This is a genomic window from Actinokineospora bangkokensis (genome assembly GCF_001940455.1).
GTDB classification, from domain to species: Bacteria; Actinomycetota; Actinomycetes; order Mycobacteriales; family Pseudonocardiaceae; genus Actinokineospora; species Actinokineospora bangkokensis.
Window position 1 is genome coordinate 76135 of sequence record NZ_MKQR01000009.1, and the last position, 24667, is coordinate 100801.

The 24667-nt window shown below is 74.8% G+C and carries 25 protein-coding genes; 12 read left to right on the top strand and 13 right to left on the bottom strand.

Annotated elements, in window-relative coordinates; translation table 11 throughout:
* Positions 1-256 precede the first annotated feature (256 nt).
* Positions 257-619 carry an STAS domain-containing protein gene (locus tag BJP25_RS08885; RefSeq protein ID WP_075974367.1) on the top strand — a complete coding sequence of 121 codons (363 nt, stop codon included), beginning with the start codon at positions 257-259 and terminating at the stop codon, positions 617-619.
* Positions 620-631: 12 nt separating this feature from the next.
* Here the strand turns inward: BJP25_RS08885 and BJP25_RS08890 are convergent, their stop codons facing one another.
* The gene (locus tag BJP25_RS08890) at positions 632-1363 is read right to left on the bottom strand and encodes a GAF domain-containing protein (RefSeq protein ID WP_075974368.1); all 732 of its coding nucleotides are present in this window, start codon (positions 1361-1363) and stop codon (positions 632-634) included.
* 281 nt (positions 1364-1644) lie between these two features.
* Between BJP25_RS08890 and BJP25_RS08895 the strand changes: the two genes are divergently transcribed.
* A complete protein-coding gene (locus tag BJP25_RS08895; protein WP_075974369.1) occupies positions 1645-4035 on the top strand; it encodes a helix-turn-helix transcriptional regulator in 2391 nt (796 codons plus the stop codon).
* 289 nt (positions 4036-4324) lie between these two features.
* Positions 4325-5149 carry an endo alpha-1,4 polygalactosaminidase gene (locus BJP25_RS08900; RefSeq protein ID WP_075974370.1) on the top strand — a complete coding sequence of 275 codons (825 nt, stop codon included), beginning with the start codon at positions 4325-4327 and terminating at the stop codon, positions 5147-5149.
* Positions 5150-5164: 15 nt separating this feature from the next.
* On the opposite strand, the gene BJP25_RS08905 is transcribed toward BJP25_RS08900, so the two are convergent.
* The 4 genes from BJP25_RS08905 to BJP25_RS08920 all read right to left on the bottom strand — a co-directional run bounded on the left by BJP25_RS08905 (position 5165) and on the right by BJP25_RS08920 (position 9597).
* Positions 5165-5776, bottom strand: a complete 612-nt coding sequence (locus BJP25_RS08905) for a maleylpyruvate isomerase family mycothiol-dependent enzyme (protein WP_075974371.1) — start codon at positions 5774-5776, stop codon at positions 5165-5167.
* 78 nt (positions 5777-5854) lie between these two features.
* The gene (locus tag BJP25_RS08910) at positions 5855-7051 is read right to left on the bottom strand and encodes a trans-sulfuration enzyme family protein (protein WP_075974372.1); all 1197 of its coding nucleotides are present in this window, start codon (positions 7049-7051) and stop codon (positions 5855-5857) included.
* A gap of 83 nt (positions 7052-7134) precedes the next feature.
* Positions 7135-7743, bottom strand: a complete 609-nt coding sequence (locus BJP25_RS08915) for an SGNH/GDSL hydrolase family protein (RefSeq protein WP_233158008.1) — start codon at positions 7741-7743, stop codon at positions 7135-7137.
* Positions 7744-7890: 147 nt separating this feature from the next.
* Entirely contained in the window at positions 7891-9597 is a 1707-nt protein-coding gene (locus BJP25_RS08920) for a DUF6461 domain-containing protein (RefSeq protein WP_075974769.1), read from the bottom strand.
* Between the two features lie 118 nt (positions 9598-9715).
* Here BJP25_RS08920 and BJP25_RS08925 point away from each other — a divergent pair, with 118 nt between their 5' ends.
* Complete coding sequence (locus tag BJP25_RS08925) at positions 9716-10579, top strand: helix-turn-helix domain-containing protein (protein ID WP_075974374.1); 864 nt, start codon at positions 9716-9718, stop codon at positions 10577-10579.
* A 264-nt stretch (positions 10580-10843) separates the two neighbouring features.
* Here BJP25_RS08925 and BJP25_RS08930 read toward each other — a convergent pair whose 3' ends face one another.
* On the bottom strand, positions 10844-11881 hold the full coding sequence (locus BJP25_RS08930; protein WP_075974375.1) for a threonine aldolase family protein: 1038 nt from the start codon (positions 11879-11881) through the stop codon (positions 10844-10846).
* 149 nt (positions 11882-12030) lie between these two features.
* Entirely contained in the window at positions 12031-12933 is a 903-nt protein-coding gene (locus tag BJP25_RS08935; protein WP_075974376.1) for a DMT family transporter, read from the bottom strand.
* A 276-nt stretch (positions 12934-13209) separates the two neighbouring features.
* On the opposite strand from BJP25_RS08935, the gene BJP25_RS08940 reads away from it, so the two are divergent.
* A complete protein-coding gene (locus BJP25_RS08940; protein ID WP_075974377.1) occupies positions 13210-13686 on the top strand; it encodes a DinB family protein in 477 nt (158 codons plus the stop codon).
* Between the two features lie 3 nt (positions 13687-13689).
* Here BJP25_RS08940 and ctaD read toward each other — a convergent pair whose 3' ends face one another.
* Complete coding sequence (ctaD, locus tag BJP25_RS08945; protein ID WP_075974378.1) at positions 13690-15462, bottom strand: aa3-type cytochrome oxidase subunit I; 1773 nt, start codon at positions 15460-15462, stop codon at positions 13690-13692.
* 113 nt (positions 15463-15575) lie between these two features.
* On the opposite strand from ctaD, the gene BJP25_RS08950 reads away from it, so the two are divergent.
* Complete coding sequence (locus BJP25_RS08950; protein WP_075974379.1) at positions 15576-17189, top strand: MFS transporter; 1614 nt, start codon at positions 15576-15578, stop codon at positions 17187-17189.
* Here BJP25_RS08950 and BJP25_RS08955 read toward each other — a convergent pair.
* The 3 genes from BJP25_RS08955 to BJP25_RS08965 all read right to left on the bottom strand — a co-directional run bounded on the left by BJP25_RS08955 (position 17176) and on the right by BJP25_RS08965 (position 20074).
* Positions 17176-18093 (bottom strand): hypothetical protein, encoded by a 918-nt coding sequence (locus BJP25_RS08955; RefSeq protein ID WP_075974380.1) that lies wholly within the window; start codon positions 18091-18093, stop codon positions 17176-17178. The genes BJP25_RS08950 and BJP25_RS08955 overlap by 14 nt on opposite strands.
* A 434-nt stretch (positions 18094-18527) precedes the next feature.
* Positions 18528-19742, bottom strand: a complete 1215-nt coding sequence (locus BJP25_RS08960; RefSeq protein ID WP_075974381.1) for a PP2C family protein-serine/threonine phosphatase — start codon at positions 19740-19742, stop codon at positions 18528-18530.
* Positions 19743-19786: 44 nt separating this feature from the next.
* The gene (locus tag BJP25_RS08965; protein ID WP_075974382.1) at positions 19787-20074 is read right to left on the bottom strand and encodes a DUF3040 domain-containing protein; all 288 of its coding nucleotides are present in this window, start codon (positions 20072-20074) and stop codon (positions 19787-19789) included.
* A 141-nt stretch (positions 20075-20215) separates the two neighbouring features.
* Between BJP25_RS08965 and BJP25_RS08970 the strand changes: the two genes are divergently transcribed.
* Genes BJP25_RS08970 through BJP25_RS08985 form a run of 4 tightly spaced genes read left to right on the top strand, consistent with a single transcriptional unit; the run spans position 20216 to position 22615 of the window.
* Entirely contained in the window at positions 20216-20548 is a 333-nt protein-coding gene (locus tag BJP25_RS08970; protein WP_075974383.1) for a hypothetical protein, read from the top strand.
* A gap of 56 nt (positions 20549-20604) precedes the next feature.
* Positions 20605-21030: a hypothetical protein gene (locus tag BJP25_RS08975; RefSeq protein ID WP_075974384.1), complete on the top strand. Its 426-nt coding sequence runs from the start codon at positions 20605-20607 to the stop codon at positions 21028-21030.
* Complete coding sequence (locus BJP25_RS08980; protein WP_075974385.1) at positions 21027-22205, top strand: zinc-dependent alcohol dehydrogenase; 1179 nt, start codon at positions 21027-21029, stop codon at positions 22203-22205. Before BJP25_RS08975 ends, BJP25_RS08980 begins: the two co-directional genes overlap by 4 nt.
* Before the next feature lie 14 nt (positions 22206-22219).
* Positions 22220-22615, top strand: coding sequence for a ChaB family protein (locus BJP25_RS08985; RefSeq protein ID WP_075974386.1), 396 nt, complete (start codon positions 22220-22222; stop codon positions 22613-22615).
* A gap of 43 nt (positions 22616-22658) precedes the next feature.
* On the opposite strand, the gene BJP25_RS08990 is transcribed toward BJP25_RS08985, so the two are convergent.
* Positions 22659-23015, bottom strand: a complete 357-nt coding sequence (locus tag BJP25_RS08990; RefSeq protein WP_075974387.1) for an ester cyclase — start codon at positions 23013-23015, stop codon at positions 22659-22661.
* A 120-nt stretch (positions 23016-23135) separates the two neighbouring features.
* Here BJP25_RS08990 and BJP25_RS08995 point away from each other — a divergent pair, with 120 nt between their 5' ends.
* Both BJP25_RS08995 and BJP25_RS09000 read left to right on the top strand, forming a co-directional pair.
* Entirely contained in the window at positions 23136-23615 is a 480-nt protein-coding gene (locus tag BJP25_RS08995) for a DUF2975 domain-containing protein (protein WP_075974388.1), read from the top strand.
* Positions 23615-23824 (top strand): helix-turn-helix domain-containing protein, encoded by a 210-nt coding sequence (locus BJP25_RS09000; protein WP_075974389.1) that lies wholly within the window; start codon positions 23615-23617, stop codon positions 23822-23824. The genes BJP25_RS08995 and BJP25_RS09000 overlap by 1 nt, the downstream gene beginning before the upstream one ends.
* 3 nt (positions 23825-23827) lie before the next feature.
* Here the strand turns inward: BJP25_RS09000 and BJP25_RS09005 are convergent, their stop codons facing one another.
* Positions 23828-24559 (bottom strand): hypothetical protein, encoded by a 732-nt coding sequence (locus tag BJP25_RS09005; protein WP_143218960.1) that lies wholly within the window; start codon positions 24557-24559, stop codon positions 23828-23830.
* Between the last annotated feature and the right edge of the window lie 108 nt (positions 24560-24667).

Consider the following 24667-nt stretch of genomic DNA (forward strand, 5'->3'; position numbering starts at 1 on the left):
TCCCGGTCGAAGTTCGCCCGAACGGGCCACCATTGCCCCTGCGTCCGCGCGGTGTGCCGCACCCGTCCGGCTCCGCCCGGAGCGGGGGTGCGCCACCCGCGCTGATCACTTCCCCCGGTGGGCGGATGTCAAACCCGGGTGCGGCTCGGCGCGCCCGCCCGCGCGGCGCCGCCGGTGTCCGGAACCCGCAGCATGACCCGCGTGACGTGGGGTATTCGCGCAGACCTGTCCCGCGGGGGTGTGAGGGGTGTGTGCCGTGTTCGCCGTGCTGGTGACCGAGGAGAGCGGCGGTCTGGTGTTCGTGGAGCTGCTGGGCGAGCTGGACCGCACCGTCCTCGGTCGGTGCCGGTCGCAGCTGCACGACGCCGCCCCCGAGGACCCGGCGTCGTGCGTGGCCGTCGACCTGCGCTCCCTGGACTTCTGCTGCGTCGCCGGGGTGCGCGAGCTGTTGCGGTTCGGCCTCGCGCTGCGCGCCCGCGGCGTCTCGGTGTGCCTGGTGGCCGAGCCCGGCACGCACCTGCGCGCGGTCTTCGAGATCGCGCGCGGGCGCGCCGACGTGCCGCTGCTCGCGGCGGGCGAGGTGGGCGTCTGGGCGGTGCTGGCGCGCATCGACCGGTGACGGCGCCGCCGGTCAGCCGCCGAGCAGGTGGGAGCGCTGGGCGGTGAGCACGCCGTCGAGCCCCGCCAGCGTGGTGTTGAGCCTGCCCGCGACCTCGTGCAGCGCCGCGCCCTCGCGCGGGGACGAGCGCGGGCCCGCCATGGCCTGCGCGCTGCGCTCGGCGAGGGCGGCGGCGCCGATGGGGTGCGGCAGGCGGGCGCGGCGCAGGTCGGCGTAGGTGGTGGCGCCGGTGTCCGCGAGCGCGAGGGACAACGCCGCGGCCAGGACTAGCGCGGTGTCGGCGTCCTCGTCGTCGAAGGCCCCGGCGGCGGTCGAGTAGAGGTTGAGCGCGCCCTTGGCCACCCCGTCCGGCTGGGTGCCGAGGATCGTCGTCGCGAGCACCGAGCGGTAGCCGCGGCTGGTGGCGAGCGCGCTGAAGGTGGGCCAGGTGGTGTCGTCGTCGAGCGCCCGGACCCCGCCGCGCCCGGCCGCCGCGTCGACGCAGGGCCCTTCCCCGGTCTCGTACTGGAGGTTGTCGAGCTCCGCGGCCACCGGGTCCAGGCTGATCGGGGTGCTGAGCAGGCCGTCCGGCCCGCGCACCGTGACGCTGGCGAGGTCGGTGCCGGGGATGGCGAGCTGGGCGGTCGCGGCGGTCAGGGTGAGGACGTGGGCCGCGGTGCCCGCGCTGTGCAGCAGGGCCGCGAGGCGCAGGAGGTCTCTGGCCGGATCGGGATCCGGTGCGTCGTCGTTCTGGATGGCGGACATGCGCCAGGTTGCCCACTGGAATCGCGGTTAGGCATATCGCTGCGCGGGCACCCTGTAATCCATTTCTCAGGGTCATCCACCTCTCGGGGGTTGCCCTTTTCCCAGGGGTCTGTCCACCTGTCGGTGTGTCAAGCTGAATGGCCAACTGGGACACGGGGTGGCATGCGCGCGCCAGGCCTTCGGCGGTGTCGGCGCGAGTGGGTGACAGGGCACGCGTCTTGTTGGGCGCAATCCCCCGGTGGGGGCCGTCGGAGCGCTCCGCGCTGGTTAAGGTTCGAGCCGTGACGACGCAGTTCAGCGTGGTGCTCAGGGAATTGCGCAGGCGGGTGCCGCTGACCCAGGAGGAGCTGGCCGATCGGGCCGGGGTGTCGGTGCGCACGATCCGCAGGCTGGAGACGGGGGAGCGGGCGAACCCCCAATTGGACACGGTGCGCCTGCTCGCCGACGCCCTGGGGTTGGCCCCGGACGAGCGGGCCCGGGTGCTGGCGGTGGTCGACGGGCACGCCGCTGCCGCCGAACTCGCTGTCCCCGCCGAACTTGTTGGTTCCGCCGAACTCGTCGTCCCCGCCGAAGCCGCCGAGCGCGCTGAGCCCGCCGCTCCCGCCGAACCCGTCGTCGCGCCACCCGCCGAGGAGGCGGGCCGCGACACCGAGCCGCCCGCAGGGGCGCCGAATCGCACCGAGCCCGCGGCGGTGCGCCCGAGCGGTGCAGTGGGCCTGCTCGCACCCGCCGCGCCGGTCGAGTCGACCTTGGAGCGCAGGCTGGCCGCGGCCGCCGACGACCTGGCGCACGCGGTCGGGGCGCGGTTGGGCCGGGAGGAGGAGCTGCGGCGGGTGCAGGACCCGTTCCCGCTCCCCGTGCGCTGGCAGCTGGCCCCCGAGGGGGTCATGGACCACTGGGAGAACATCTGCCGCGCCTCGCCGGGCGCCACCGCGCGCCCGCTGGACCTGGCCGGGCGGCTGCCGGAGGTGGCCGAGGTGTACCGGCGGGTGCCGTCCGGGCGGCTGGTGGTGCTCGGGCGCACCGGGTCGGGCAAGTCGGTGCTCGCCGCCCGCTTCGTCCTCGACCTGCTGGGCGCCCGACCGCCCGGCGGCGCCGTCCCGGTGGTGTTCGCCCTCGGCTCGTGGGACCCGACCGCGACCCTGTTCCGCGACTGGCTGGCCGCCCAGCTCGTGCGCGACCACCCCGGTCTGGAGGCCACCGGCCCCGACGGCGGCGACCTGGCGACCGCGCTCGTCGAGGCCGGGCGGGTGCTGCCGGTGCTCGACGGGTTCGACGAGCTGGCCACCGGGCTGCACCGGCCCGCCCTCGACGCGCTCAACGCCACCACCCTGCCGCTGCTGCTCACCAGCCGCCCCGGCGAGTACGCGGCGGTGGCGGGCGCGGCGGCCCTCACCGCCGCCGCGGCCGTGCGGCTGACCGACCTCACCGTCGCCGACCTCGCCGACTACCTGCCCCGCACCGCCCGCAAGTCCGGCGGCGGCACCGCTTGGGACCCGGTGCTGGCCGAGCTGCGCGCGCACCCCGAGCGCCCCGCGTGCCTGAACCTGCGCACGGTCCTGACCACCCCGCTCATGGTCGGCCTGGCCCGCACCGCCTACAGCGGCCCCGACGGCGCCGACCCCGCCGCCCTGCTCGACCCCGCGCGCTTCGCCAGCCAGCACGACCTTGAGGACCACCTGCTCGCCAGCTTCATCCCCACCGTCTACCGCGACCCCGACGCCCGCTGGGACCCCGACCGCGTGCGCGGCTGGCTCGCCCACCTCGCCCGCCACCTCGACCGCCTCGGCACCCAGGACCTCGCCTGGTGGCAGCTCGGCGCGAGCATGCGCCGCTCCGCCAGGATGGTCGTCCTCGGCGTCGTCGCAGGCTTGTTCGTCGGTGTGCTCAGCGGTGCGCTCATCCGGCTGCTGGGCGCTCCCACCGCGGGCGGCACCCCGGTCAACGCGCTCGTGCTGGCCCTGGAGAACTGGGCCGGGTTCGGCCTGGCCTTCGCCCTCGGCCACGGCATCGGCAACGCCGTCGAGGGCGGCCCGTTCCGGCCCTCCCGGGTCCGCCTCGCCCCGCGCGGCGGCGCCCGGCGGCTGCGCGCCCGGTTCCTGCCCCGGCTGGCGGTCGGCGTCGCGGGCGGCCTCGGCGCGGGCGTGGTGCTCGGCCTGGCCAACTCCGCCGGGCACAACCCGATGGGCATCCCCGGCTCCGGCTTCCCCGGCGGCTTGGCCACCGGGATCGCCATGGGCGTGGTCAGCGGCGTCGCCTGGGGCCTGCTCGCGGGGGTCGAGGCCCCGGTCGACATCCGCTCCAGCGTCGACCCCGCCCACCTGCTGCGCACCAACCGCCGGATGGTCGTCGGCGGGTTCGCGGGCCTGGGCGTCGTGCTGGGCCTGCTGCACGCCGCGCTGCTGGCCCTCGCCCAGGGCCGCCTCGACCCCGCCACCCTGCCGCTGGACCTCACCGTCGGGCCGGTGGTCGGGTTCGCGATCGGGGTGTGCGTCACGGCGTGGGGGCACTGGCTGGTGTTCGCGCGGGTGTGGCTGCCGCTGACGGGGAAGCTGCCGTGGTCGGTCGCGGCTTTCCTGGACGACGCATGCCGCCGGGGGGTGCTGCGGCAGGTGGGCGCGGTGCACCAGTTCCGGCACGCGCGCCTCCAGGCGCACCTGGCGTCGTCCTGACACGGGCTGGGGAGCGGGAAGCCCCCGGCCGCGCGAGGGGGGAGACGGCGGCCGAGGGCTGGTGTGGGGGTCGGTGCGGCGGTCGCCTCGCGGCGAGTGGCGCGACGCGGCTCCCGTGGGGGTGTTCCGCGAAGGCAGTGGGTGAGGCCCGGGGACTCGTTCCGCACCGACCAGCACGTACAACGGCGATCCCCCGCCTGGTGTTCCGCCCTGGTCGTGAGCCGCCTCACCTCGGTGCCATCAGCCGTGCGGCGGTGGCTGTGCCGGGCGGGGACCGTACTGTTCGGGTGTGACGCGCGGGCTGGTCCTGGCTGTGGTGGCGGTGTTCGGCGTGGCCTCGTGCAGCGCCACATCGGAGGGGCCTGGTGGTCCTCCGGCGTCCGCGGGGCCCGCGTCGCGACCTGCGGTGGCCGCCCCGCCCGCCGGGGCGGCGTTCGACTACCAGTTGGGCGGCGCCTACGAGCCGCCGGACGGGGTCCGGGTGCTCAGCCGCGATCGCACCGCCGACGCCGCTCCCGGCGTGTACTCCATCTGCTACGTCAACGCCTTCCAGGCCCAGCCCGGTGCCGAGGGGGAGTGGGACCCCGACCTGCTGCTCCGCGGCACCGGGGGCGAGCCGGTGATCGACGAGGAGTGGGACGAGGCCCTGCTCGACCTGCGCACCGAGAACAAGCGCACCCGCGTCGCCGCCAAGGTGGGGCGGTGGATCGACGAGTGCGCGGCCAAGGGCTACCGGGCGGTCGAGCCGGACAACTTCGACAGCTACACGCGCTCCCAGGACCTGCTCACCGCCGACGAGGCGCAGGCCTTCTTCCGCCTCCTGGCCGCCCACGCCCACCGGGCGGGGTTGGCCATCGCGCAGAAGAACACCTCCGACCTCGCGCCCCGACGACAGGCGAACGGTGCGGACTTCGCGGTGGTCGAGGAGTGCGGGGAGCAGGACAACTGCGGCGACTACACCCCCTACTTCGCGGACAACGTCATCGTCATCGAGTACACCGATGAGGGACTGGCGAACGCTTGCGCGAAGTGGGGATCGCTCAGCATCGTCCGCAGGGACAAGGACGTGCTGCCCCAAGGGTCCGCGGGGTACGTCCGCGAATCTTGCCGCTGACCCCCGCCCGGTTCCTCACAGGCGGCTGGCCAGCGTCGCCACCCCGGCGCCCGACAGCTGCTCCACCGCCCCGGCGCGCCCCGCCATCGCCATCAGCAGCGGCTCGGCGGGGCCTTCCACCACCGGGCCCTCGCCCGCTGCCCAGTCCACATCGGTCGCCCGCAGTCGCAATCCCCTGACCCGCTTGGCCGCGCCGATCGGCGGCGCGATCCTCGCGAAGCCCAGCACCGCCACCAGCCGCTCCGGCGGGATCTCCCGGGGCCTGCCGAGCGGGCGCCGGATGTCCTGGTGGTGCACCAGCCCATCGGTCAGCGCGATGCGGGCCCCGAACGCGGCGGGCAGGCCGTGTGGCGAGACGCGCTCCCTGGCCACCGCCAGCAGCTCCGCCGGGGTGCGTGCGCGTGCTTCGTCCACACCGGCCTGGTTCCCGGCGACGCCGCCCTTGACCAACCGGCGCACGGTGCCGCCCACCCCGAGCGAGTCGTAGTCGAAGACGTGCGCCACGACGTCCCGGACCCGCCAGCGCGCGCACAGGGTCGGCGCCTCCCACTCCTCGGGGGTGAGGGTCGCCAGGAAGTCCACGAGTTCCGCGCGTTCGGCACGCGCCATGGCCTTGGTGTCGCTCATCGCACTCCTCCGCGGCGCTGGTGCGCCAACCCTAGGCGGGGGCGCGACCGCGGGCACGGCGAGCGCGGCCCGTCGCCGTCAGGCGGTGTCCAGGGCCGCGGCGAGGTCGTCAACCAGGTCGTCGGTGTCCTCCAGACCGACGGCGAGGCGCAGGTGACCGGCGCGGTGGAAGTGCTCGGGGTAGTTCTCGTCGCCGCCCCTGGTGCCCGGGCCCGCGTGCACGATCAGCGTCTCGTCGTGGCCCAGCGACACCGCGGGCGTGATGACCTTCAGGGCGTTGACGAAGCGGGTGTGCGCCGCCGAGTCGCCGGTGAGGGCGAAGGTCAGCACCGCGCCGAAGCCGCCGGTGAACTGGCGGCGGGCGAGCTCGTGCTGCGGGTGGCTCGGCAGGCCCGGGTAGGCGACGAACGCGACCCGCGGGTCCTGCTCCAGGAACTCCGCGATGCGCTGGGCGGAGGCCACCTGCGCGCGCAGCCGCAGGGGCAGGGTCACCGAGCCGCGCGTGATCAACCACGCGTTGAACGGCGACAGCACCCCGCCCACGTCCACCAGCGCGTCCGCCCGGACCTGGTCGAGCAGGGCGCGGCTGCCGGTCACCACCCCGCCCATCGCGTCGCCGTGGCCGTTGATGAACTTGGTCAGCGAGTGCACCACCACGTCCGCGCCGTCGGCGAGCGGCCGGTAGAGCGGCGGTGGCGTGAACGTGCTGTCGACGCTGAGCAGCGCCCCGGCCCCGTGCGCGACCTCCGCCAGCGCGGCGACGTCGGCCACCGCGGTGGTGGGGTTGGCGATGGACTCGACGTGCAGCAGCCTGGTGGTCGGCCGCAGCGCCCCGCGGACCGCGTCGAGGTCGGTGACGTCGACGAACGACGCCTCGATGCCGTAGCGGCGCGGCAGCAGCTCGGCGAACAGCCGCCACACCGCCTCGTAGGTCACGCTGGAGACGACGACGTGGTCGCCGCTGCGCAGGTGGGTGAAGAACAGCGCGTGCAGCGCGGCGACCCCGGTCGCGAACACGACCGACGCCTCACCCCCGTCCAGCGCCGCCAGCTTCGCCTCCAGCACGTGCTGGTTGGCGTGGCCGTTGCGGGCGTAGAACAGCCCACCGGCCGCCGACCAGCTCACCTGGGAGGCGTCCTCGGGCAGGTGGTAGGAGTTCGCCAGCACCAGCGGGGTCCGGATCGGCCCCGTCGTCGCGTGCGGGTCGTTGCCCCCGTGCACGGCCCACGTCCGCTCGCCCACGGTCGACGGGTCCCGCTTGTCCGGTGCTGCCATCCCGCTCCTCCCTCGGTCCTGCCCCGAGCTTGGCCGCTCACCCCCGCCCCGGCCACCCGTCCCGAGGTGCGGGCGCGGTCCGCTCAGGCGGCGTGGCGGGTGGCGGCGGTGAGCAGGTGCGGGGCGAGGGCGTCCGCGATGAGGGCGTAGCCGGCGGGGGAGGGGTGGAAGCGGTCGCCGGAGAACAGGGCCGGGTTGGCGCGGAAGCTGTCGAACAGCTCCGCGCCCACGGCGGCGACCGAGCCGCCCGCCCGGTCCACGGCGTCGGCCTGCGCCTGCGCGTAGGCGGCGCTGACCTGCCGGACCACGTCGCGGAACGGCTCGGGCACGGCGGTGACGATGCTGAGGTCGGGGGTGGTGGCCACGACGACGGCGGCGCCGGTGCCGGTGAGACCCCGCACCGCCTCCCCGAGCAGCCGGGCGCCCGCCTGGGGCGGGGTGAAGGAGATGAGGTCGTTGGCGCCGATGACGACCAGCGCCAGGTCCACGCCCGCCGCCGTGGCGGAGCGGACCTGGGGGGCGAGGTCGGTGGACCGGGCGCCGGAGACGGCGTGCAGGCTCAGGTCGACCTGGTGGCCCGCTCGGCGCAGGGTGTCGGACAGCCGGTGCCCCAGGGTCTGATCGGCCCTGGTGCACCCGACCCCCGCGGCGAGCGAGTCACCGAGGACGTGGAAGCGGAGGGTGTTCATCACCCCGTTCAACGCCCGGAGAGTCCGCTTTGCTCCCCGCGGTGGGTGGGGTGTGACGGCTGCCGCCGCGCAGTGCCGTGAACGGCCGTTGGCGACGTCGTCCCGGGCTTCACCACCTCGTTGTCCTCACCGGCGTGGTGGTGCACGCGCTCACCCCGGCCACTGCGGGATGAGGTAGGCCACGCCCGCCTCGGTGATCCGGTGCAGGTCGTCCTCGGTCAGGCCGCGGCCGGTGAAGCGCTCCACGGCGACGAGCCCCTTCTCGTGCTTGTCGCGGAAGTTCGCGAAGTCGAGGTCCGCCATCGCCGCCGCGGCCGCCGGGTGGTCCGGGGACGGGGTCAGGCCGGGTTCGCAGGAGCCGAGCACCTCGCCGCGCTCGGCGAACGACAACCTGGTGACGGCGTTGACGTTCCAGAACATGCTCGCCGCCCGGCCCGAGCGGGAGGCCAGGGACAACACCGGCCCGTGGCTGCCGGTGAAGCCGTTCTCCTCGACCACCAGCACGTCCGCGCCCCGGTCGAGCACGGCCAGCCACATCTGCTCCCAGCCGTGGGCCCCGCTGCGCAGGTCCGCCAGCGAGGCGGGGGCCCCCGGGTCCGCGCCGAACGCCCGCACCACCTCGGCGGCGGACGAGCCCGTGACGACCGTGACGGTGGCCGCCACGGACAGCCCGCTGCGCTGGACCCACCGGTACGCCGCCTCCGGGCGGTGGACCGGGGGCGGTTCGGGTTCCCCGCGCAGGCGGTGCCCCAGCCGATCCGCCCTGGCGTGGACGCGCGGCGGCTCGGCGGGTGCCTCCCACAGCCAGATGGCGGCGCTCTCGCCGCTCGGGTCGTCGCGGCCGTAGGCGTGCACGCGCACCCGGTAGTCGCCCGGCCACGGCGGTGTGCGCAGGCCCCAGACCTGCTCCGGCGCGCCGCCGGGGCGCGGGGCGGGGCGGGCCTCGTCGGAGCCGAGCAGGCGGGCGTCACCGCGGGTCGCCGTCCAGCTCACGTCCACGACCTCGTCCCACTCGGCGGTGTCCACCTCGTCGGGCGGCCCGGCCAGCACGCGGAAGCCGACGGCGAGGGTCCCCCGCTCCCCGCCGGTGCGGACCACGACCCCGCCCGGCACGACGTCCACCAGGCCGTTCGCGGTGAAGTCCGCGCCCACGGGGAAAGCCCCCTCGGCGAGGGCGAAGGCGTGGTCGCGCACCGCGACGGTGTCGCTGCCCGCCTGCGGCAGCCGGTACTCGGCCCGGCGGCGGGCCACCACCGCGTCGGCGTAGCCGGGCGGCACCGGGGCGCTGCGCAGCCGCTCGGTCGCCACCCCCAACGCCGTCCCCACCACCGCCGCGGTGCCCTGCCCCAGCTCGCGCAGGGCCAAGGCGGAGGTGATGACGGCCAGCGCGAGGTGACCGGCACCGTGCGCCGCCGCCAACGCCTCCTCGTCCCCGCCCACCCGGAGCGGTCCCAGCAGCGCCTCCGCGGGCAGGCCCGCGCTCGTGGCGGCGACCAGCTCCAGCAGCCCCGGCCTGGTGCGCGCCAGCAGCCGCGTCTCCCGCAGCGCCTCCGGCTCCGACCCGGCGTGGAGGGTGGCGAACGCGCCCGACGGCGGCGGGGCGAGCCCGCCGGTCAACCCGAGGTCGGGCAGGCGCAGCCGCGCCAGCGGACCCTCCAGGGCGCCGTGCACCCGCTCCACCACCCACGGCTCCACCGCGCGCAGCGCCGCCACGACCGGCGGCTCCGGCACCTGCGACCGGCGCACCACCGGTCCCCGGCTCCCCAGCCTGCCCAGGGCGGCCGCGGGCGCGGGCGGGATCGCGGACACGACGTCAGGCAGCGCGGCGGCGACGGCCGCGACGAGTTGTTCCCCCATGCCGGTCATCGTGCCGGCGCCCACCGACAAGACGCGGTGCGCTCAAGCTGACCCGACGGGGTGAACCAGGTCCTCGCAGGCCCAGGCGCGTCCTGCGGGCGTCAGCGACAATCGGGCCATGCCCGAGATCAACCGCGAGCTGGCCGACTTCCTGCGCCGCGCCCGCAGCCAGGTCGACCCGTCGCGCGCGGGCCTGCCCCCGGACGGGCGGGCGCGCCGCGTCCCCGGGCTCCGGCGCGAGGAGGTGGCCCGCCTGGCCGGGGTGTCCACCGACTACTACACCCGGCTGGAGCAGGGGCGCCGCGCGAGCCCGTCCCCCTCGGTCATCGCCGCCCTCGGCCGGGCGCTGGGGCTCGACGCGGCGGGCCGCGCGCACCTGGAGGACCTCATCGGCCTCACCAGCGCCCCCCGCCGCCGCACCCGCGGGGCGCAGCGCGTGCGCCCCGGCCTGCACCAGCTGCTGGACGCCCTCGACGGCGAGCCCGCCGTGGTGCTGGGCCGCCGCACCGACGTGCTGGCGGCGAACCGGCTGGCCAGGGCGCTGTTCACCGACTTCGACGCGCTGCCGCGCGCGCAGCGCAACTACGCCCGCTGGATGTTCTTCGACGACGAGGCCCGCACCCTGTTCGTCGACTGGGCCGACCAGGCGCGCGCCGCCGTGGAGAGCCTGCGCTTCGAGGCCGGGCGCGACCCGGACGACCGCGCCACCCGCGCGCTGGTGGCGGAACTGCGCGAGCACAGCGCCGAGTTCGACGCGTGGTGGGAGCAGCACCGCGTGCACCAGCGCACGCACGGCTCCAAGCGGCTGCGCCACCCGCTCGTCGGCGAGCTGACCGTGGACTACGAGACCCTCAACCCGCCCGGCGACCCCGACACGACGCTGTACGTCTACACAACCGAACCCGGGTCGCCCTCCCGCCACGCCCTCGACCTCCTGGCGAGCTGGTCGGCCGCGGGCGTCGAACGCCAAGACCAGGCCTGACCCCAGCCCCACGCCTCCTGCTCACCAGCGGCGGGTCACCAAGCCGAGGAGCAAGCCGAGCGGCCTCGGTGCCAGGCCGGGGACGGCACCGGGTGAGCTGTGGTGCCAGGCCGGGGACGGCACCGGGTGAGCCGTGGTGCCAGGCCGGGGATGGCACCGGGTGAGCTGTGGTGCCAGGCCGGGGATGGCACCGGGTGAGCCGTGGTGCCAGGCCGGGGACGATGCCGGGCGGGGACGAGGGGGTGGGCGGCGGGAGAAATCTGATCAAGCCCGCTCGACGGTGGCGATCAGCTCGTCGATGTCGTCATCGGTGTGGGCGAAGGAGGTGACGAACCGCGCGACCCCGGGGGCCCAGCGGTCGTGGTGGAAGGCGAAGCCCGCCGCGAGCAGCCCGTCGCGCACCCGGTCGGGGAGCGTGGCGAACAGGATGTTGGCCTGCGGCTCGGCCAGCAGCTCGATGCCCGCGGCCTTGAAGCCCCCGGCGAGGCGGGCCGCGGTGCCGTTGGACCGGCGGGCCAGGCGCAGCCACAGGTCGTCGGCCAGGTAGGCGTCGAGCTGGGCGGAGTGGAAGCGCATCTTGGACGCCAGCTGGCCCGCCCGCTTGACCCGGAACGCCAGCTGCTCGGCCGCGGCCCCGTCGAAGCAGACGATCGCGTCGGCGGTCATGGTGCCGTTCTTGGTGGCGCCGAAGGAGAGCACGTCGACGCCCGCCTTCCAGGTCAGCTCCGCGGGGGAGGCGCCGAGGTGCGCGACGGCGTTGGCGAACCGGGCGCCGTCGACGTGCACGGCCAGCCCGGCCTCCTTGGCGATGCCCGCCAGCTCCCGCACCTGCGCCGCCGAGTACGCGGTGCCCACCTCGGTCGCCTGGCTGAGGCTGAGCGCGCTCGGCTGCACCGAGTGCGCGTCCCCCGCCCCGCGCCGCACGGCCTCCCGCAGCGCCCCCGGGTCGACCCGGCAGTCCGCACCGGGCACGCCGACGAGCTTCGCGCCCCCGGTGAACGCCTCCGGCGCGCCGCACTCGTCGAGGTTGATGTGGCTCTCCGGGTGGCACAGCACGCTGCCCCACGGCGGCACGAGCGCGGCCAGGCCGAGGGAGTTGGCGATCGTGCCGGTGGAGACGGGGAACACCGCCACCTCCCGCTCGAACACCGCGGCGAGCCTGCCGCGCAGGCTGTCGGTGAACCGGTCGCTGCCGTAGGGGGCGCTCTGCTCACCCGCCGCCGCCGCGACGGCCGCGACGACCTCGGGGGGCGCGCCCGCGGTGTTGTCGCTGAGGAACAGGCGGTTGCGGGTGGTGCTCATGCGTCCTCGGTTCGACCGGTGGTGGGGGCGGCCGTGCCAGGGTAGCTGACGGGGGTGGGGGCCAGGTTTGCGCTGCGCAGGGCGGTGAAGAGGGCGCTTGGGTGGTGGGTTGGTTGCCCTCTGAAGATCGAGGGGTGGACTCGTGGTGGTCATCGGCGTCTGGTGAGGAGGGTCAGTGCTGCGGCCAGCACGAGGAGGCCGCACCAGGACAGCGGTGGTAGGCGTTCCCCGAGGACGGTTGTGCCCAGGGTGGCGGCGACGGCTGGTTCGGCCAGGGTGAGGGTCGTCGCGGTGGGGGCCGGGGTGTGCCGCAGGCCGTGGCCGAAGCAGCGGTAGGCCAGGTAGACGGTGAACAGGGCGAGGTAGGTCGCCACCGCGATGCCGCTGGGCCGCGTGAGCCAGGTGGTGTCGAGGGTGAGCACGAGCGGGAGGACGAGGAGGCCCGCCGCGCCGAACAGCGCGCCCATCACCCGGTCCGGTTCGTGGCCGGAGGCGATCAGGCGGCTGCCGATCACCGAATACGCGGCGTAGGAGAAGCCCGCCGCGGCCGCGAGTGCGGTTCCGGTGGTGTCGACGGTGGTCGGGTGGTCGGTGAGGTGGGGGCCGAGGACCAGCAGGCCGCAGCCGAGGATGGCGGCGGTGGTGGCGGCCACCCAGGTGCCGGTGGGACGGCCGTGGCCCGTGGCCCAGCCCAGCAGGCCCGCGAAGACCGGGGCGCTGCCGAGGGCGATGACGGTCGCCACGGCGACGCCGGTGCGGGAGACGGCGGGGTAGAAGGTGATCGGGTAGCCGGCTACGGCGATGGCGCCCAGCAGGAAGGACCAGCGGTCTCGGCGGGAGCTGGTGGGCGGCAGGGAGCGGGCGCCGCGGGAGGTGATGAACAGCAGGAGGCCGCCGAGGGTGAGGCCCGCGCAGCCGACGGCGGCGGGTGGGGCGCTCGCGGGGGCCAGGGAGCCTGCCGTCCCGGTGGTGCCCCAGAGGACGGCGGCGGTGAGGATGGGGGCGGGGCCTGCGGTGAGGCGCGCCCACGCGGGCGTGGTGCGGAGTGGCACGGTCGTCTTCCGGTCGTCGGGTCCTGGTGGGGACTGCGCGGGCGCGCGACGACGGAACCCCTGGTCGGGGCGGGTGCGGGTGTCGGCGTCCGCTCAGGCGCCGGGAGGTGGCAGCACGACGTGCCAGTGGCCGTTCACACCGCGAGGGTACCCGGGTGGTCGCCGACACCTGCGGCCCGCACCCGCTGGCTTGCCGGATCGGCAAGCTGATGTGCCGATCGGCACGGGCGGTGCCAGGGTGGGGACGACCTCAGGAGTCCACAGGGGAGTGAGCACATGGCGCGCAGGCGCGACACCGGCCCACCGGCGACGGGACCGTCCGAGAAGGAGGTGCTGTGGGGCCTGCTCTCCTACCTGCGCGAGTCGATCGCGGCCAAGGCCGAGGGGGTGCCGGAACCACACGTGCGGGCCGCAGGCGTGCCGTCCGGCACGTCCCTGCTGGGGCTCATCTCGCACCTGACGCAGGTCGAGCGGCACTGGTTGCTGGGGGCGACTGTGCGCGACTGGGAAGCCACCTTCCACCCCGACGCGCAGGCCACCGCCGAGGAGGTGCTGGCCGCCTACCGGGAGACGACCAGGCAGGCGGACGAGGCCATCGCGGAGTGCGACGACCTGGCGGCCCCCGGGCCGCGGGCGGGGCGGCGCACGCCGTCGTGGCGGTGGACGCTGGCGCACATGATCGAGGAGACGGGCAGGCACGCAGGCCACGCCGACATCCTCCGCGAGCTGGTCGACGGTGCTACCGGGCGATGACGGTCACTTGGCGCGCGGGTCGGTCTCGGGGCTCTGGTCGTCCGGCTGGGTGCCCGCGGCCGCGACCTCCGAGGGGGCGGCTCGGCCCGCGCGGCGGTGCAGGACGGACTCCTCGCGGAAGCGCTGCACCATCTCCGGGTAGTGCAGTTCGAACGCCGGGCGCTCGGAGCGGATCTTGGGCAGTTCGGTGAAGTTGTGGCGCGGTGGCGGGCAGGTGGTGGCCCACTCCAGTGAGTTGCCGTGGCCCCACGGGTCGTCGACCTCCACCGGTTCGCCGTAGCGGTAGCTGCGCAGGACGTTCCAGATGAACGGCAGCACGGACCCGCCGAGGACGAAGGCGCCGACGGTGGACACGGCGTGCAGGGCGGTGAAGCCGTCGTCGGGCAGGTAGTCGGCGTAGCGGCGCGGCATCCCCTCGTTGCCCAGCCAGTGCATCACCAGGAACGTCAGGTGGAAGCCGAGGAACGTCGTCCAGAAGTGCAGCTTAGCCAACCGCTCGTCGAGCATCCGGCCGGTCATCTTCGGGAACCAGAAGTACAGGCCCGCGAAGGTGGCGAACACGATGGTGCCGAACAGCACGTAGTGGAAGTGCGCCACCACGAAGTAGGTGTCGTGCACGTGGAAGTCGATCGCGGGCGCCGCCAGCAGCACCCCGGTGAGGCCGCCGAACAGGAACGTCACCAGGAAGCCGATGCCGAACAGCATGGGCGACTCGAACGTCAGCTGCCCCTTCCACATCGTGCCGATCCAGTTGAAGAACTTGATGCCCGTGGGCACCGCGATCAGGAACGACAGGAAGGAGAAGAACGGCAGCAGCACCGCCCCGGTGGCGAACATGTGGTGCGCCCACACCGTCATCGACAGCGCGGTGATGCCGATGGTGGCGAAGACCAGGCCCTTGTACCCGAACAGCGGCTTCCTGCTGAACACGGGGAAGATCTCGGACACGATGCCGAAGTACGGCAGCGCGACGATGTAGACCTCGGGGTGGCCGAAGAACCAGAACAGGTGCTGCCAGAGGATCGCCCCACCGCTGGCCGGGTCGAACACGTGCGCCCCGAGCACCCGGTCGGCCATCAGGCCCAGCAGCGCCGCGGTGAGGATCGGGAACGCGAGCAGCACCAGGATGCTGGTGAAGAAGATGTTCCAGGTGAAGATGGGCATCCGCCACATCGTCATCCCCGGCGCCCGCAGGCACACCACGGTGGTGAGCATGTTGACCGCGCCCAGGATCGTCGCCAGCCCGCCGACGACCAGGCCCATCGCCCACAGGTTCCCGCCGGGGCCGGGGGAGTTGGTGCTGTCCGAGAGCGGCGTGTAGGCGAACCAGCCGAAGTCGGCCGCGCCGCCGGGCAGCAGGAACCCGGAGAGGGTGATGAGCCCGCCGAACAGGTACAACCAGTACGACAGCGCGTTGAGCCGGGGGAACGCCACGTCCGGTGAGCCGATCTGCAGCGGCAGCACGAAGTTGGCGAACCCGAACACGTTCGGCGTCGCGTACAGCAGCATCATCACGGTGCCGTGCATGGTGAACAGCTGGTTGTACTGCTCGGGGGAGAGGAACTGCATGCCCGGCACCGCCAGCTCCCCGCGCATGAGCAGCGCCATCACCCCGCCCACCAGGAAGAACCCGAACGAGGTCGTCAGGTACATGACCCCGATCCGCTTGTGGTCGGTCGTGCGCAGCAGCGCCAGGAACGCCGACCCGCGCGGCGCCCGCCGCGCCGGGTAGGGGCGGGTCGGGACCGGCGTGGTCGCGGTGGGCGCCGTGGCCATGGAGCACTCCCGGGGTCGCAGGTCCCGGCGTTCTACCCAGCGCGCACGCGTTCAACCCCCGCGCGCGGGTGGTGGCGGCGTTTTACCGCGCGCGCGGGAGGTACCAGAACCGGATGACGCCCGAGACCGCCCCACCCCCGGCCGCCGCCACCCCGTCGACGTGGGCGCCGCTGCGCCGGGCCACCTACCGGGCGGTCTGGTCGGCGCAGTTCGCCTCGAACATCGGCACGTGGGCGCAGACGGTGGGCGCGCAGTGGGCGATGGGCGACCTCGGCGGCGGCGCGCTGGCGGTGTCGCTGGTGCAGGCGGCCACCACCCTGCCGGTGTTCCTGCTGGTGGTGCCCTTCGGCGCGGTGGGCGACATCCTCGACCGGCGGCGGGTGCTGCTCAGCGGGCAGGCGCTGATGCTGGCGGGGTCGCTGGCGCTGGTGCTGCTGCTGGGCGCCGGTGCGGCGACCCCGGCGTCGCTGCTGGGGCTCATCGCGGTGATGGGCGTGGGGCAGGCGCTCACCATGCCGTCGTTCCAGGCGATCCAGCCGGAGCTGGTGCCCCCGGCGGAGATCCGCCAGGCGGCGCTGCTCAACAGCGTCAACGTCAACGTCGGCCGGGCGATCGGGCCCGCGCTGGGCGGCGCGCTCATCGGCGTCGCGGGGCCGCAGGCGGCGTTCGCCTTCAACGCCGTGTCCTTCCTGGGCGTGCTGCTGGTGCTCTGGCGGTGGCGGCGCCCCGCGGACCACCGACCGCTGGGCGCCGAGCACGTCCTCACCGCCGTGCGCACCGGGGCCCGCTACGTCCGCAGCTCACCGCTGTTCTCCCGGGTCCTGGTGCGCAGCGCGCTGTTCGTGGCCTTCGGCAGCACGTTGTGGGCGCTGCTGCCCGCGCTCGCCCGCGGCCCCCTGCACCTCGGCGCGGGCGGGTACGGCGTCCTGCTGGGCAGCCTCGGGGTCGGCGCGGTGACGGGGGCGTTCGTGGTGCCCGCACTGCTGCGGCGGTGGGGGTCGAACACCGTCATCACCAGCGCCACCCTCGCCTACGCCGTCGTCGTCGCGCTGGCGGCGCTGGTGCCCGTGACCGCGGTCGTGGTCCCGGCGATGCTGGTGGCGGGCATGGGGTGGATGGCCGTGCTGTCCACGCTCAACGCCGCCGCGCAGCTCCTGCTGCCAGCCTGGACGCGTGCTCGGGCGCTGGCCTACTACCAACTGGTGTTCATGGGTGGCCAGGCGTTCGGCGCGGTGGTGTGGGGGGCCGTGGCCGGGTGGTTCGGGCTGGCGGTGGCCATGGTGGTCCCCTCGGCCGCGATGGTGCTCGCGGCGCTGGTCGCGGTGCGGGCGGTGCCGTTGACCGACCGGCGGCTCGACACCTCGCCCGCGAGCCTGTGGGACGAGCCGCCGCCGGTCGACGACCCGGACCGGGGACCAGTGCTGGTGACCGTGGAGTGGCGGGTCGCCGATCCCGAGGCGGCGGCGTTCACGACCGCCATGCGGGCCGTCGGCCGCTCGCGCAGGCGCACGGGGGCGTCCCGCTGGGGCCTGTTCCGCGACCAGGGGGCGCCGGGGGTCTACCTGGAGGCCTTCACCGTCGACACCTGGCACGAGCACCTGCGCCAGCACGTCGAGCGCGGCACCGGGGTCGACGTGCTCGTCGAGCAGCGGGCGCGCGACCTGGCCGTCGAACCGCCGCGCGTCCGCCACCTGCTGTGGGCCGAACCGCCGATCACAGCCGGATGACGGCCACACCCCCGACCCCGTTCGGCGGGTCGCCGGGCGCGCGGCCCGCCAGCAGGTCGGCGGCGTAGGCGGGCGGCCTGCGGCGCAGCCCGCGCAGCACGTGCGCCAGGTACGGGACGCTGAACAGCGCGCGGTCGGTGGGCAGGGCGGTGAACACCCCGTCCGGCGCGGGCTGGGCGTAGTCGGCCAGCGCGGCGGAGAACTGACCGAGCCGCAGCAGGTGCAGCGGCTCCACCAGCGCCTTCGCCACCTGCCGGGCCCCGGACTGGGGCTGGGCCAGGAAGTCGGCCACGCACCCCCGCACGGTCGGCGACGGGCGCAGCGGCGGCTGCGGCCGGTCCGCGCGCGCCACGTCCTCCAGCGGCAGCGACCAGTGGAACACCGCGCCCGGCAGCGTCGGCCCGACCCGCGGCGCCAGGTACTCGGCCACCAGGCCCGGCACCACCGACACGCCCGCGCGCTTGCGCCCCCGGCAGTGCGCGCCGCCGTAGTGGGCGATGCCGCAGTCGAGGCCGGACCGGTGCGCCCGGTCGCGGCAGAACAGCAGGTCGACGGCGGGCACACCCAGGTGCTCCGCGGCCTGGACGAGGTCGTCGCCGGGCCGGTCGAGGCGCCAGCCCGCCCGCGTGCGCCGCAGGGCCGCTGGCCGGGCCAACGCCCCGAACGCGGTACCGCCCCCGTCGACGAACCACCACAGCCACCCCGCGCCGTCGGGCCCGCACCGCCACCGCCGCACCTGGGGGCGGGCCGCGTCCAGCAGCACCCCGGTGGCCGCGACCGGGCACCAGCCCGCCTCCGACGCCCGGGACAGGTGACGGTCGACGGCGCGCCTGCCGTTGCGCAACGCCTGGCTGCCCGGGGCCGCACTCGCGCCGCGGCGCCCGGGGAGGACGGAACTGGTCATGCTGCCTCCTTCCAGCGGCAGGGGCAGGGGAGTGGAGACACGGCGCTTCCAACGGGTGGGCGGCGCGGGAACTACCCGGTGGGGCGGGTTTTACACGTGGTGGGCGTGAAGTTGGGCTTGTGGGGTGGGTGGTTGCCGCTGCGCGGCGGGAAAGAGCGCGGGATTTTGGGGCTGTGCCCGGGTGGGTGGTTCTGCTTGACAGGGGCCCCTGCGGCGATCATGTGCTCGGGGTGGGGAAAAGGTGAGGCCTGCGGCCCCACCCCCCGCCGTGGGTAGCACATGATCGCCTTCCCCTGTCAAGCAGAACCACCCACCCGGGCGTTTGCGTAGCCGGGCTGCCGGTTGCGTTGTGCTCCGGTTCTTTGGGGAGCGGGTTGGGCGGGGGTTGGGTGCTCGGGGGTGGTGGCTGTTGGGTGGGGGGCTGGGGGAGGGAGTCAGGTGGTGGGGGAGGCGGAGGCGGTGGTGGTGTCGGCGCCGGTGGCCGCCTGGCGGTTGGTGCGGGGGCCGTGCCAGTCGAGGCAGGCGACTGTGGCGTCGTCGCGGAGGTGGTTGGCGCAGGCCTTCTTGACGGCGGCGGTGAGGGTTCGGACGACTTCCCGGGGGTGGAGGGCCCGGGTCCGCCAGGTGATGTCGGCGAGGTCGACGGCGGCGGCGTCGCGTTCGACCATGCCGTCGGTGAACAGGACGAGGCGGTCGCCGGGGTGGAGGGGGACGTGCTGGACCTCGAAGGGGGTGCCCTCGGCGGCGCCGAAGAGGATGCTGGCGCGCAGGTCGAGGGGTTTGACCTGGTCGTCGCGCAGGAGCAGGGGCGGGTAGTGGCCCGCGTTGACCAGGTCGAGGTGGCCGTCGGTGAGGTCGACGCGGGCGAGCTGACCGGTGGCGGTGGCGCCCGGCACGTGCTCCAGCAGGGCCTGGTTGGCCTTGGCGGCCTGCTCGTCGAGGGTGCAGCCCGCGCGGCGGGCGCCGCGCAGGGCGGCCACGAGCAGGGTGGCGACCAGGGCGGAGCGGACGTCGTGGCCCACCGCGTCGGTGATCGACAGGTGCAGGGCGTCGCGGGACAGGGCGTAGTCGTAGGTGTCGCCGCCGATCTGGTCGGCCGGGACGAGGGCGCCCGCGATGGTGAACTGGGCGGCCTCGCAGCAGTCGGCTGAGGGGAGCAGCTGGTGCTGGATCTCCGCGGCCAGGTTCACCGGGGTCGTGCGCTCGCCGAAGTGGTACAGGTCGGTGAACCGGCGGTCGGTGACGATGATGTAGGCCAGCGCGTGCGCCGCCTCGCCCAGCTCGGCCAAGGCCGCGTCGTCCAGTGACGGCACGGTCAGCTCCAGCACGCCAAGGCAGTCGCCGCGGTTGGTCACCGGCAGCACCACCCGCACCCCGCCGTCGACCGCGGCCCGCCAAGGGCGCTGGGTGTGCAGCACCTGCTCGTAGGGGCTGCCCGGCAGCGGGATCTGCTCCGAGCCCCGCCCGTCGCCGGAGTCCGGCGTCCTGGCCAGCCGCACCACCCGCTCACCGACGATGTCGACCAGCAGGAACGACACGTCCCGAGCCGCGAAGCGCGCCTGCAGGTCGCGCGCGGTCACGTCCACCGACTCCACCGGCGAGGCCTCCTCCGCCGCCGTGAGGAGCGCACCGAGTCCACCTGTCTGCACAGCCCACCTCCCGCGAACCACGACCTACCCGCGACACCGACCGATCATGCGTCCCCCTCGCCCGCCGTCGACCGGCGGGCCACCCGCCGGGCCGCCACCGCGCAGCCGAAGGACACCAGGCCCCAGAAAACCAGCTCGGTCGAGCCCCCCGCCACCCCGAGGGCGAACAGCGCGGCACCGAGCGCGCAGCACGCCACCAGCACCGCCCGCGACCGCCTGGCCCGCCGCGCGCCCACCGAGGCCGCCCGCAGCTCCGCGGTGAACCCCGGGTCACCCTCGGCCAAGCGCCGCTCGATCTCAGCGAGCCTGCGCTCCTCGTCGCGGCTGAGCATCCACTGCCTCCTGCTCCTCGTCGCGGCCGCGCCCGCGGCCACCGGTACCCGGTATTGCTCAGCACGGCCACCTCAAACTCCTCCACCCCGGTGTTTCCGGGCCCTCGCGGTGGGCAGCCTGCGGCCCAGGAGGGATGCCACATGGCCGCTGACGACCGACCGCTGCCCAACTACGACGGCCTGCCCGTCGAGACGCTGCGCCACCGGATCCGCTCGCTCGACGAACCGGAGCTGGCCGACCTGCACGCCTACGAGCGCGCCCACGCCCACCGCCCGCTGGTGCTGACCGCCGTGGAGGCGCGCCTGGAGCAGCTGCGCGCGGGCGCCAGGCCCTCCGGCGGCACCCAGGGGAGCCCGCCGGAGGTGGCGGGCGAGCCCGGCCGCCCGCCTGCCTCGCCCGGCACGGCCGCGGAGCCCGGCACGCCGCTGCGCCACGGGGTCGCCGGGCAGACCCCGCGGCGCGGACGCCCGTGACGACCCCACACCCCCCGAACCCACCCCCTGCACCCACCGACGACGAGGAGACCACCATGAGAGCGATCGGAGCCGCCGTGATGGCGGCAGGCGCCGCGGCCGTGGCCGGGGCGGTCCGCAAGTCCCGCACCGGACCCGCCCACGACGACGACCAGCCCCGCTGGCTGGGCGTCACCGTCTACGCCGCGCCCGCCGACGTGCCCACGGGCGCGTCGCTGCCCGAGCCGCTGGCCCGCTTCGGCGACGGCGTCGAGGTGGTTGTCCGGCCCGCGCCCGGCGACAAGGGCACCGAACTGATGGCCAAGGCCATCGGCCGCGGCGTCCGCACCGGTGAGCTGCGGGCGGCGCTGCGCGACGCGAAGTCGCTCATCGAGACCGGGGAGGTCGTCCAGCCCGACGCCCACCCCTCCACCCACCCGGGACCGGCGGGGCGCCTGCTGTCCGCGGTCAACGCGCACGCCAAGGAGGTCGGTCGGCTGTGAAGGCCCTCTGCTGGGAAGGCGTGAACAAGGTCGGGGTCGAGAACCTGGAGGACCCGAGCATCCAGAACGCCCACGACATCGTCGTCAAGGTCAAATACAGCACCTCGTGCGGCTCCGACCTGCACCTGCTCACCGGGCACGTGCCGTTCATGGAGGCCGGGGACGTGCTGGGCCACGAGTTCTGCGGCGAGGTCGTCGAGGTCGGGCCCGCGGTGCGCAAGCACTCGGTGGGCGACCGGGTGGTGGTGGCGTCGTTCATCGGCTGCGGCTCGTGCTGGTACTGCAAGCACGACCTGTGGTCGCTGTGCGACAACACCAACACCAACCCCGGGCACACGCAGCTGCTCTGGGGGTCCAACCCCGGCGCGGTGTTCGGCTACTCCCACGCGCTGGGCGGGTTCCGCGGCAGCCACGCCGAGTACATCCGGGTGCCCTTCGGTGACATGACCGCGTTCCCCGTGCCCGAGGGCGTCAGCGACCTGAGCGCGCTGTTCGCCTCCGACGCCGCCCCGACCGGGTGGATGGGAGCCGACCTGGGCGGGGTCACCGGCGGGGACGTCGTGGCGGTGTGGGGCGCGGGCGCGGTGGGCCAGATGGCCGCGCGGGCCTCGCAGCTGCTCGGCGCCGAGAGGGTCGTGGTGATCGACCGCTTCGGCTACCGGCTGGACATGGTCCGCGAGCGCTTCGGCGTGGAGACCCTGGACTACACCGCCACCGACGTGGGCGCCGAGCTGCGGGAGATGACCGCGGGGCGCGGGCCGGACGTGTGCATCGAGGCCGTGGGGTGCGAGGCGCACAGCCCCGGGCCGCAGCACGTCTACGACCAGGTCAAGAGCAAGCTGAAGCTGGAGACCGACCGGCCGATCGCCGTGCGCGAGGCGATCCAGGCCTGCCGCAAGGGCGGGTCGGTGTTCATCCTGGGCGTGTTCACCGGGTTCGTCGACAAGTTCCCGCTGGGCGCGCTGATGAACAAGGGTCTGACCGTGCGCGGCGCCCAGCAGCACGGGCAGCGCTACATCCCCATGCTGCTCGACCGCATCGCCGCGGGGGAGCTGTCCACCGAGCAGTTCGCCACCCACGTCCTGCCTTTGGAGGACGGCCAGCGGGGGTACGACCTGTTCAAGGAGAAGGACGACGACTGCGTGCGCGCGGTGTTCGCCCCGAACGCCCCGTGACGGAGGAGGACGGCATGCCCGGCAAGCAGGAACTGCCCAGCACCCTGGAGCGCTCGTCGCGCAAGGCTCAGCAGACCTGGGTGAAGGCCCACGACTCGGCCGTGGGCACCTACGGCGAGGGCGAGCGGGCGCACCGCACCGCCTTCGCCGCGGTCAAGCACAGCTTCGAGAAGGTCGGTGACCACTGGGAGCCCAAGGAGCGCAAGGGGCCCTCCGACGACCAGGCCCGCCGCCGGACCTCGCGGCCGGGGCCCACGGCGGGCGGGGTGGACGCCAACGCCTCGAAGAAGCACCTCTACGACCTGGCCAAGGAGCTGGACGTCCCCGGCCGGTCGAGCATGTCCAAGCAGGAGCTGGTGGCGGCCATCCAGAAGGCCAACGACCGCGCGACCGCCAAGGCCCGCGGCTGACACCGGCGCGCGTGGTCGGGGCACCCACCCCGACCACGCGCGCTCAGGAGCCGGAGGAGGTGCCCGTCCAGTACTCGACGAAGCGGCCGTCGCGCACGCGCAGCAGGTCGTTGCCGTGGAAGGTCAGCTCGCCGTCGCTGGTGTAGCCGCGGCCGGACCAGCGGGCGCACACCAGGTCGTCCTCGACCAGCGGGCCCACCTCCAGGGTGAAGTCGAGCGCGTCGAACAGGCCGTGGGTCTTGGCCACCACCGCCGCGAGCTCGTCCGGGCCGCGCACCTCGCGGGTGGGCCAGTGCCCGACGAAGTCCGCCGACACCAGGTCCCGGGCCGCGCTCGCGTCGCCGTTCCACAGGTCGGCGAGCCAGCGGCGGTAGAGGTCGTGCGCGGGGGTGGCTGCCATGGTCCAGCAGTGAACCACCGTCCGGCGCGCGCCGCGAGCCGGTCGGGCGGCGCGCCCGCCCGCCGGTGGCCACGCACGCTAACTATTGACTTTCGATAGATCACTAGCGAAACTCGATGCATGTCGATCGAGCGACGCGCGGTTGTCGCGCTCAGGGTGTTCCTGGTGGTGCTGTTCGCCCTGCTGGTGGTGTTCCAGACGTTCTCCCTGCCCGGCCAGTTCGCCCACATGGCCGCCGAGGACCCTGCCTCGGCGTCGCTGCGGTGGCCCGCGACCGCCATCGCCGCCTTCCTGGTCCTGTGCGCGGAGGTCGTCGTGGTGTGCACGTGGAAGCTGCTGTCGCTGGTGCGGCGCGACCGGATCTTCAGCCCGGAGGCGTTCAAGTGGGTCGACGGCATCCTCTGGGCGGTGCTGGCGGCGTGGGTCGTGCTCGGCGGGGTGTTCGCGGTCGTCGTGCTCGGCGCCGACGACCCCGGCCTGCCGATGCTGCTGCTCCTGCTCGGCACGTGCCTGACCGTGTTCGGCCTGGTGGTGCTGGTGATGCGCGCCCTGCTGCGCCAGGCCACCGCGCTGCGCACCGACCTGGACGGGGTCATCTGATGGCGATCGTCGTGCGCATCGACGTGGAGCTGGCGAAGCGGAAGATGAGCGTGGGCGAGTTCGCCGAGCGGGTGGGCCTGACCCCCGCGAACGTCGCCGTGCTGAAGAACGGCCGGGCCAAGGCGGTGCGGTTCAGCACGCTGGAGGCGATGTGCCGGGTGCTGGGGTGCCAGCCGGGCGACCTGCTGGAGTGGGTGCCCGACGAGTGAGGCTCAGGAGGACGAGCGCCGGGGCCTGCGGTGCGGTGGGCGCTCCGCGGCCCGCTCGTCGTGCAGGAGCGTGACGCCGTTCATGCCGCGCAGGGCCGCGGTGACCGCCGCGTCGAGCGCGGCCAGCACGGGGGAGTGCCCGATGGACTCCGCGAACTTGGCCGCCAGGTCAGGGCTGGACCGCAGCAGCCGGGGGAGCGGCAGGCGCACGTGCAGCTCCCCGCCCGTCCCGATGACCGCCACCGCCGTCAGCGGGCCCCCGGTCTCCGGCAGCTCCCGGCGGAACCGCGTGTTGAGCGCGGGCTCCGCCGGGTCGCGCACCAGTTCGCGCAAGGCGATCAGGGCCGCGTCGGGCAGCGTGGCGGGCAGTTCCTTCGCGTGCACGTGCACCTGCTTGACGCGTCGGTGCGCGCGCTCGTCCCCGTGCAGCACCACGACGTCGCCGTCCCCCTCGTCGACCGCCTCCACCACGACGGTGATCACCACGGGGGTCTCCGGCGGGGCCTGCGGCTCGGCCACCCCCGCGATGCCGTGGAACTCCACCGAGTCGGCGACGGGCGCGGGGTCGGGCGGCGGCTCGACCGCGGCCGTGGCGCGCCGGGGCCGGGATCGCAGCAACCGCGGGACGAGCAGCGCGATCCCGAGCACCGCGGCGAGCCCGCCCACGACGGCCAGGCCCGTCACGAACGGCGCGACAACACCGTCGTAGACACCTGAAGCCGCGTGCACCCCCATGCTGGGATCCTACCGGCGCGAACACGCTGGTTCCCGGTGAACACAAGGGAGATCACGATGACGGCGCCCGCCGACGACGAGGTGTTCGCCACGTCCGCGGCGCTGCGG

Excerpts from the sequence above, each read along its gene's own strand:
- BJP25_RS08925 (WP_075974374.1), top strand. The coding sequence starts at position 9,716 with ATGCCCGAGATCAACCGCGAGCTGGCCGACTTCCTGCGCCGCGCCCGC.
- BJP25_RS08910 (WP_075974372.1), bottom strand. The coding sequence starts at position 7,051 with ATGGCAGCACCGGACAAGCGGGACCCGTCGACCGTGGGCGAGCGGACG.
- BJP25_RS08990 (WP_075974387.1), bottom strand. The coding sequence starts at position 23,015 with ATGGCAGCCACCCCCGCGCACGACCTCTACCGCCGCTGGCTCGCCGAC.
- BJP25_RS08995 (WP_075974388.1), top strand. The coding sequence starts at position 23,136 with ATGTCGATCGAGCGACGCGCGGTTGTCGCGCTCAGGGTGTTCCTGGTG.
- ctaD (WP_075974378.1), bottom strand. The coding sequence starts at position 15,462 with ATGGCCACGGCGCCCACCGCGACCACGCCGGTCCCGACCCGCCCCTAC.
- BJP25_RS08890 (WP_075974368.1), bottom strand. The coding sequence starts at position 1,363 with ATGTCCGCCATCCAGAACGACGACGCACCGGATCCCGATCCGGCCAGA.
- BJP25_RS08970 (WP_075974383.1), top strand. The coding sequence starts at position 20,216 with ATGGCCGCTGACGACCGACCGCTGCCCAACTACGACGGCCTGCCCGTC.
- BJP25_RS09000 (WP_075974389.1), top strand. The coding sequence starts at position 23,615 with ATGGCGATCGTCGTGCGCATCGACGTGGAGCTGGCGAAGCGGAAGATG.
- BJP25_RS08930 (WP_075974375.1), bottom strand. The coding sequence starts at position 11,881 with ATGAGCACCACCCGCAACCGCCTGTTCCTCAGCGACAACACCGCGGGC.
- BJP25_RS08920 (WP_075974769.1), bottom strand. The coding sequence starts at position 9,597 with ATGGGGGAACAACTCGTCGCGGCCGTCGCCGCCGCGCTGCCTGACGTC.
- BJP25_RS08940 (WP_075974377.1), top strand. The coding sequence starts at position 13,210 with ATGGCGCGCAGGCGCGACACCGGCCCACCGGCGACGGGACCGTCCGAG.
- BJP25_RS08905 (WP_075974371.1), bottom strand. The coding sequence starts at position 5,776 with ATGAGCGACACCAAGGCCATGGCGCGTGCCGAACGCGCGGAACTCGTG.
- BJP25_RS08985 (WP_075974386.1), top strand. The coding sequence starts at position 22,220 with ATGCCCGGCAAGCAGGAACTGCCCAGCACCCTGGAGCGCTCGTCGCGC.
- BJP25_RS08965 (WP_075974382.1), bottom strand. The coding sequence starts at position 20,074 with ATGCTCAGCCGCGACGAGGAGCGCAGGCTCGCTGAGATCGAGCGGCGC.
- BJP25_RS08950 (WP_075974379.1), top strand. The coding sequence starts at position 15,576 with ATGACGCCCGAGACCGCCCCACCCCCGGCCGCCGCCACCCCGTCGACG.
- BJP25_RS09005 (WP_143218960.1), bottom strand. The coding sequence starts at position 24,559 with ATGGGGGTGCACGCGGCTTCAGGTGTCTACGACGGTGTTGTCGCGCCG.
- BJP25_RS08955 (WP_075974380.1), bottom strand. The coding sequence starts at position 18,093 with ATGACCAGTTCCGTCCTCCCCGGGCGCCGCGGCGCGAGTGCGGCCCCG.
- BJP25_RS08975 (WP_075974384.1), top strand. The coding sequence starts at position 20,605 with ATGAGAGCGATCGGAGCCGCCGTGATGGCGGCAGGCGCCGCGGCCGTG.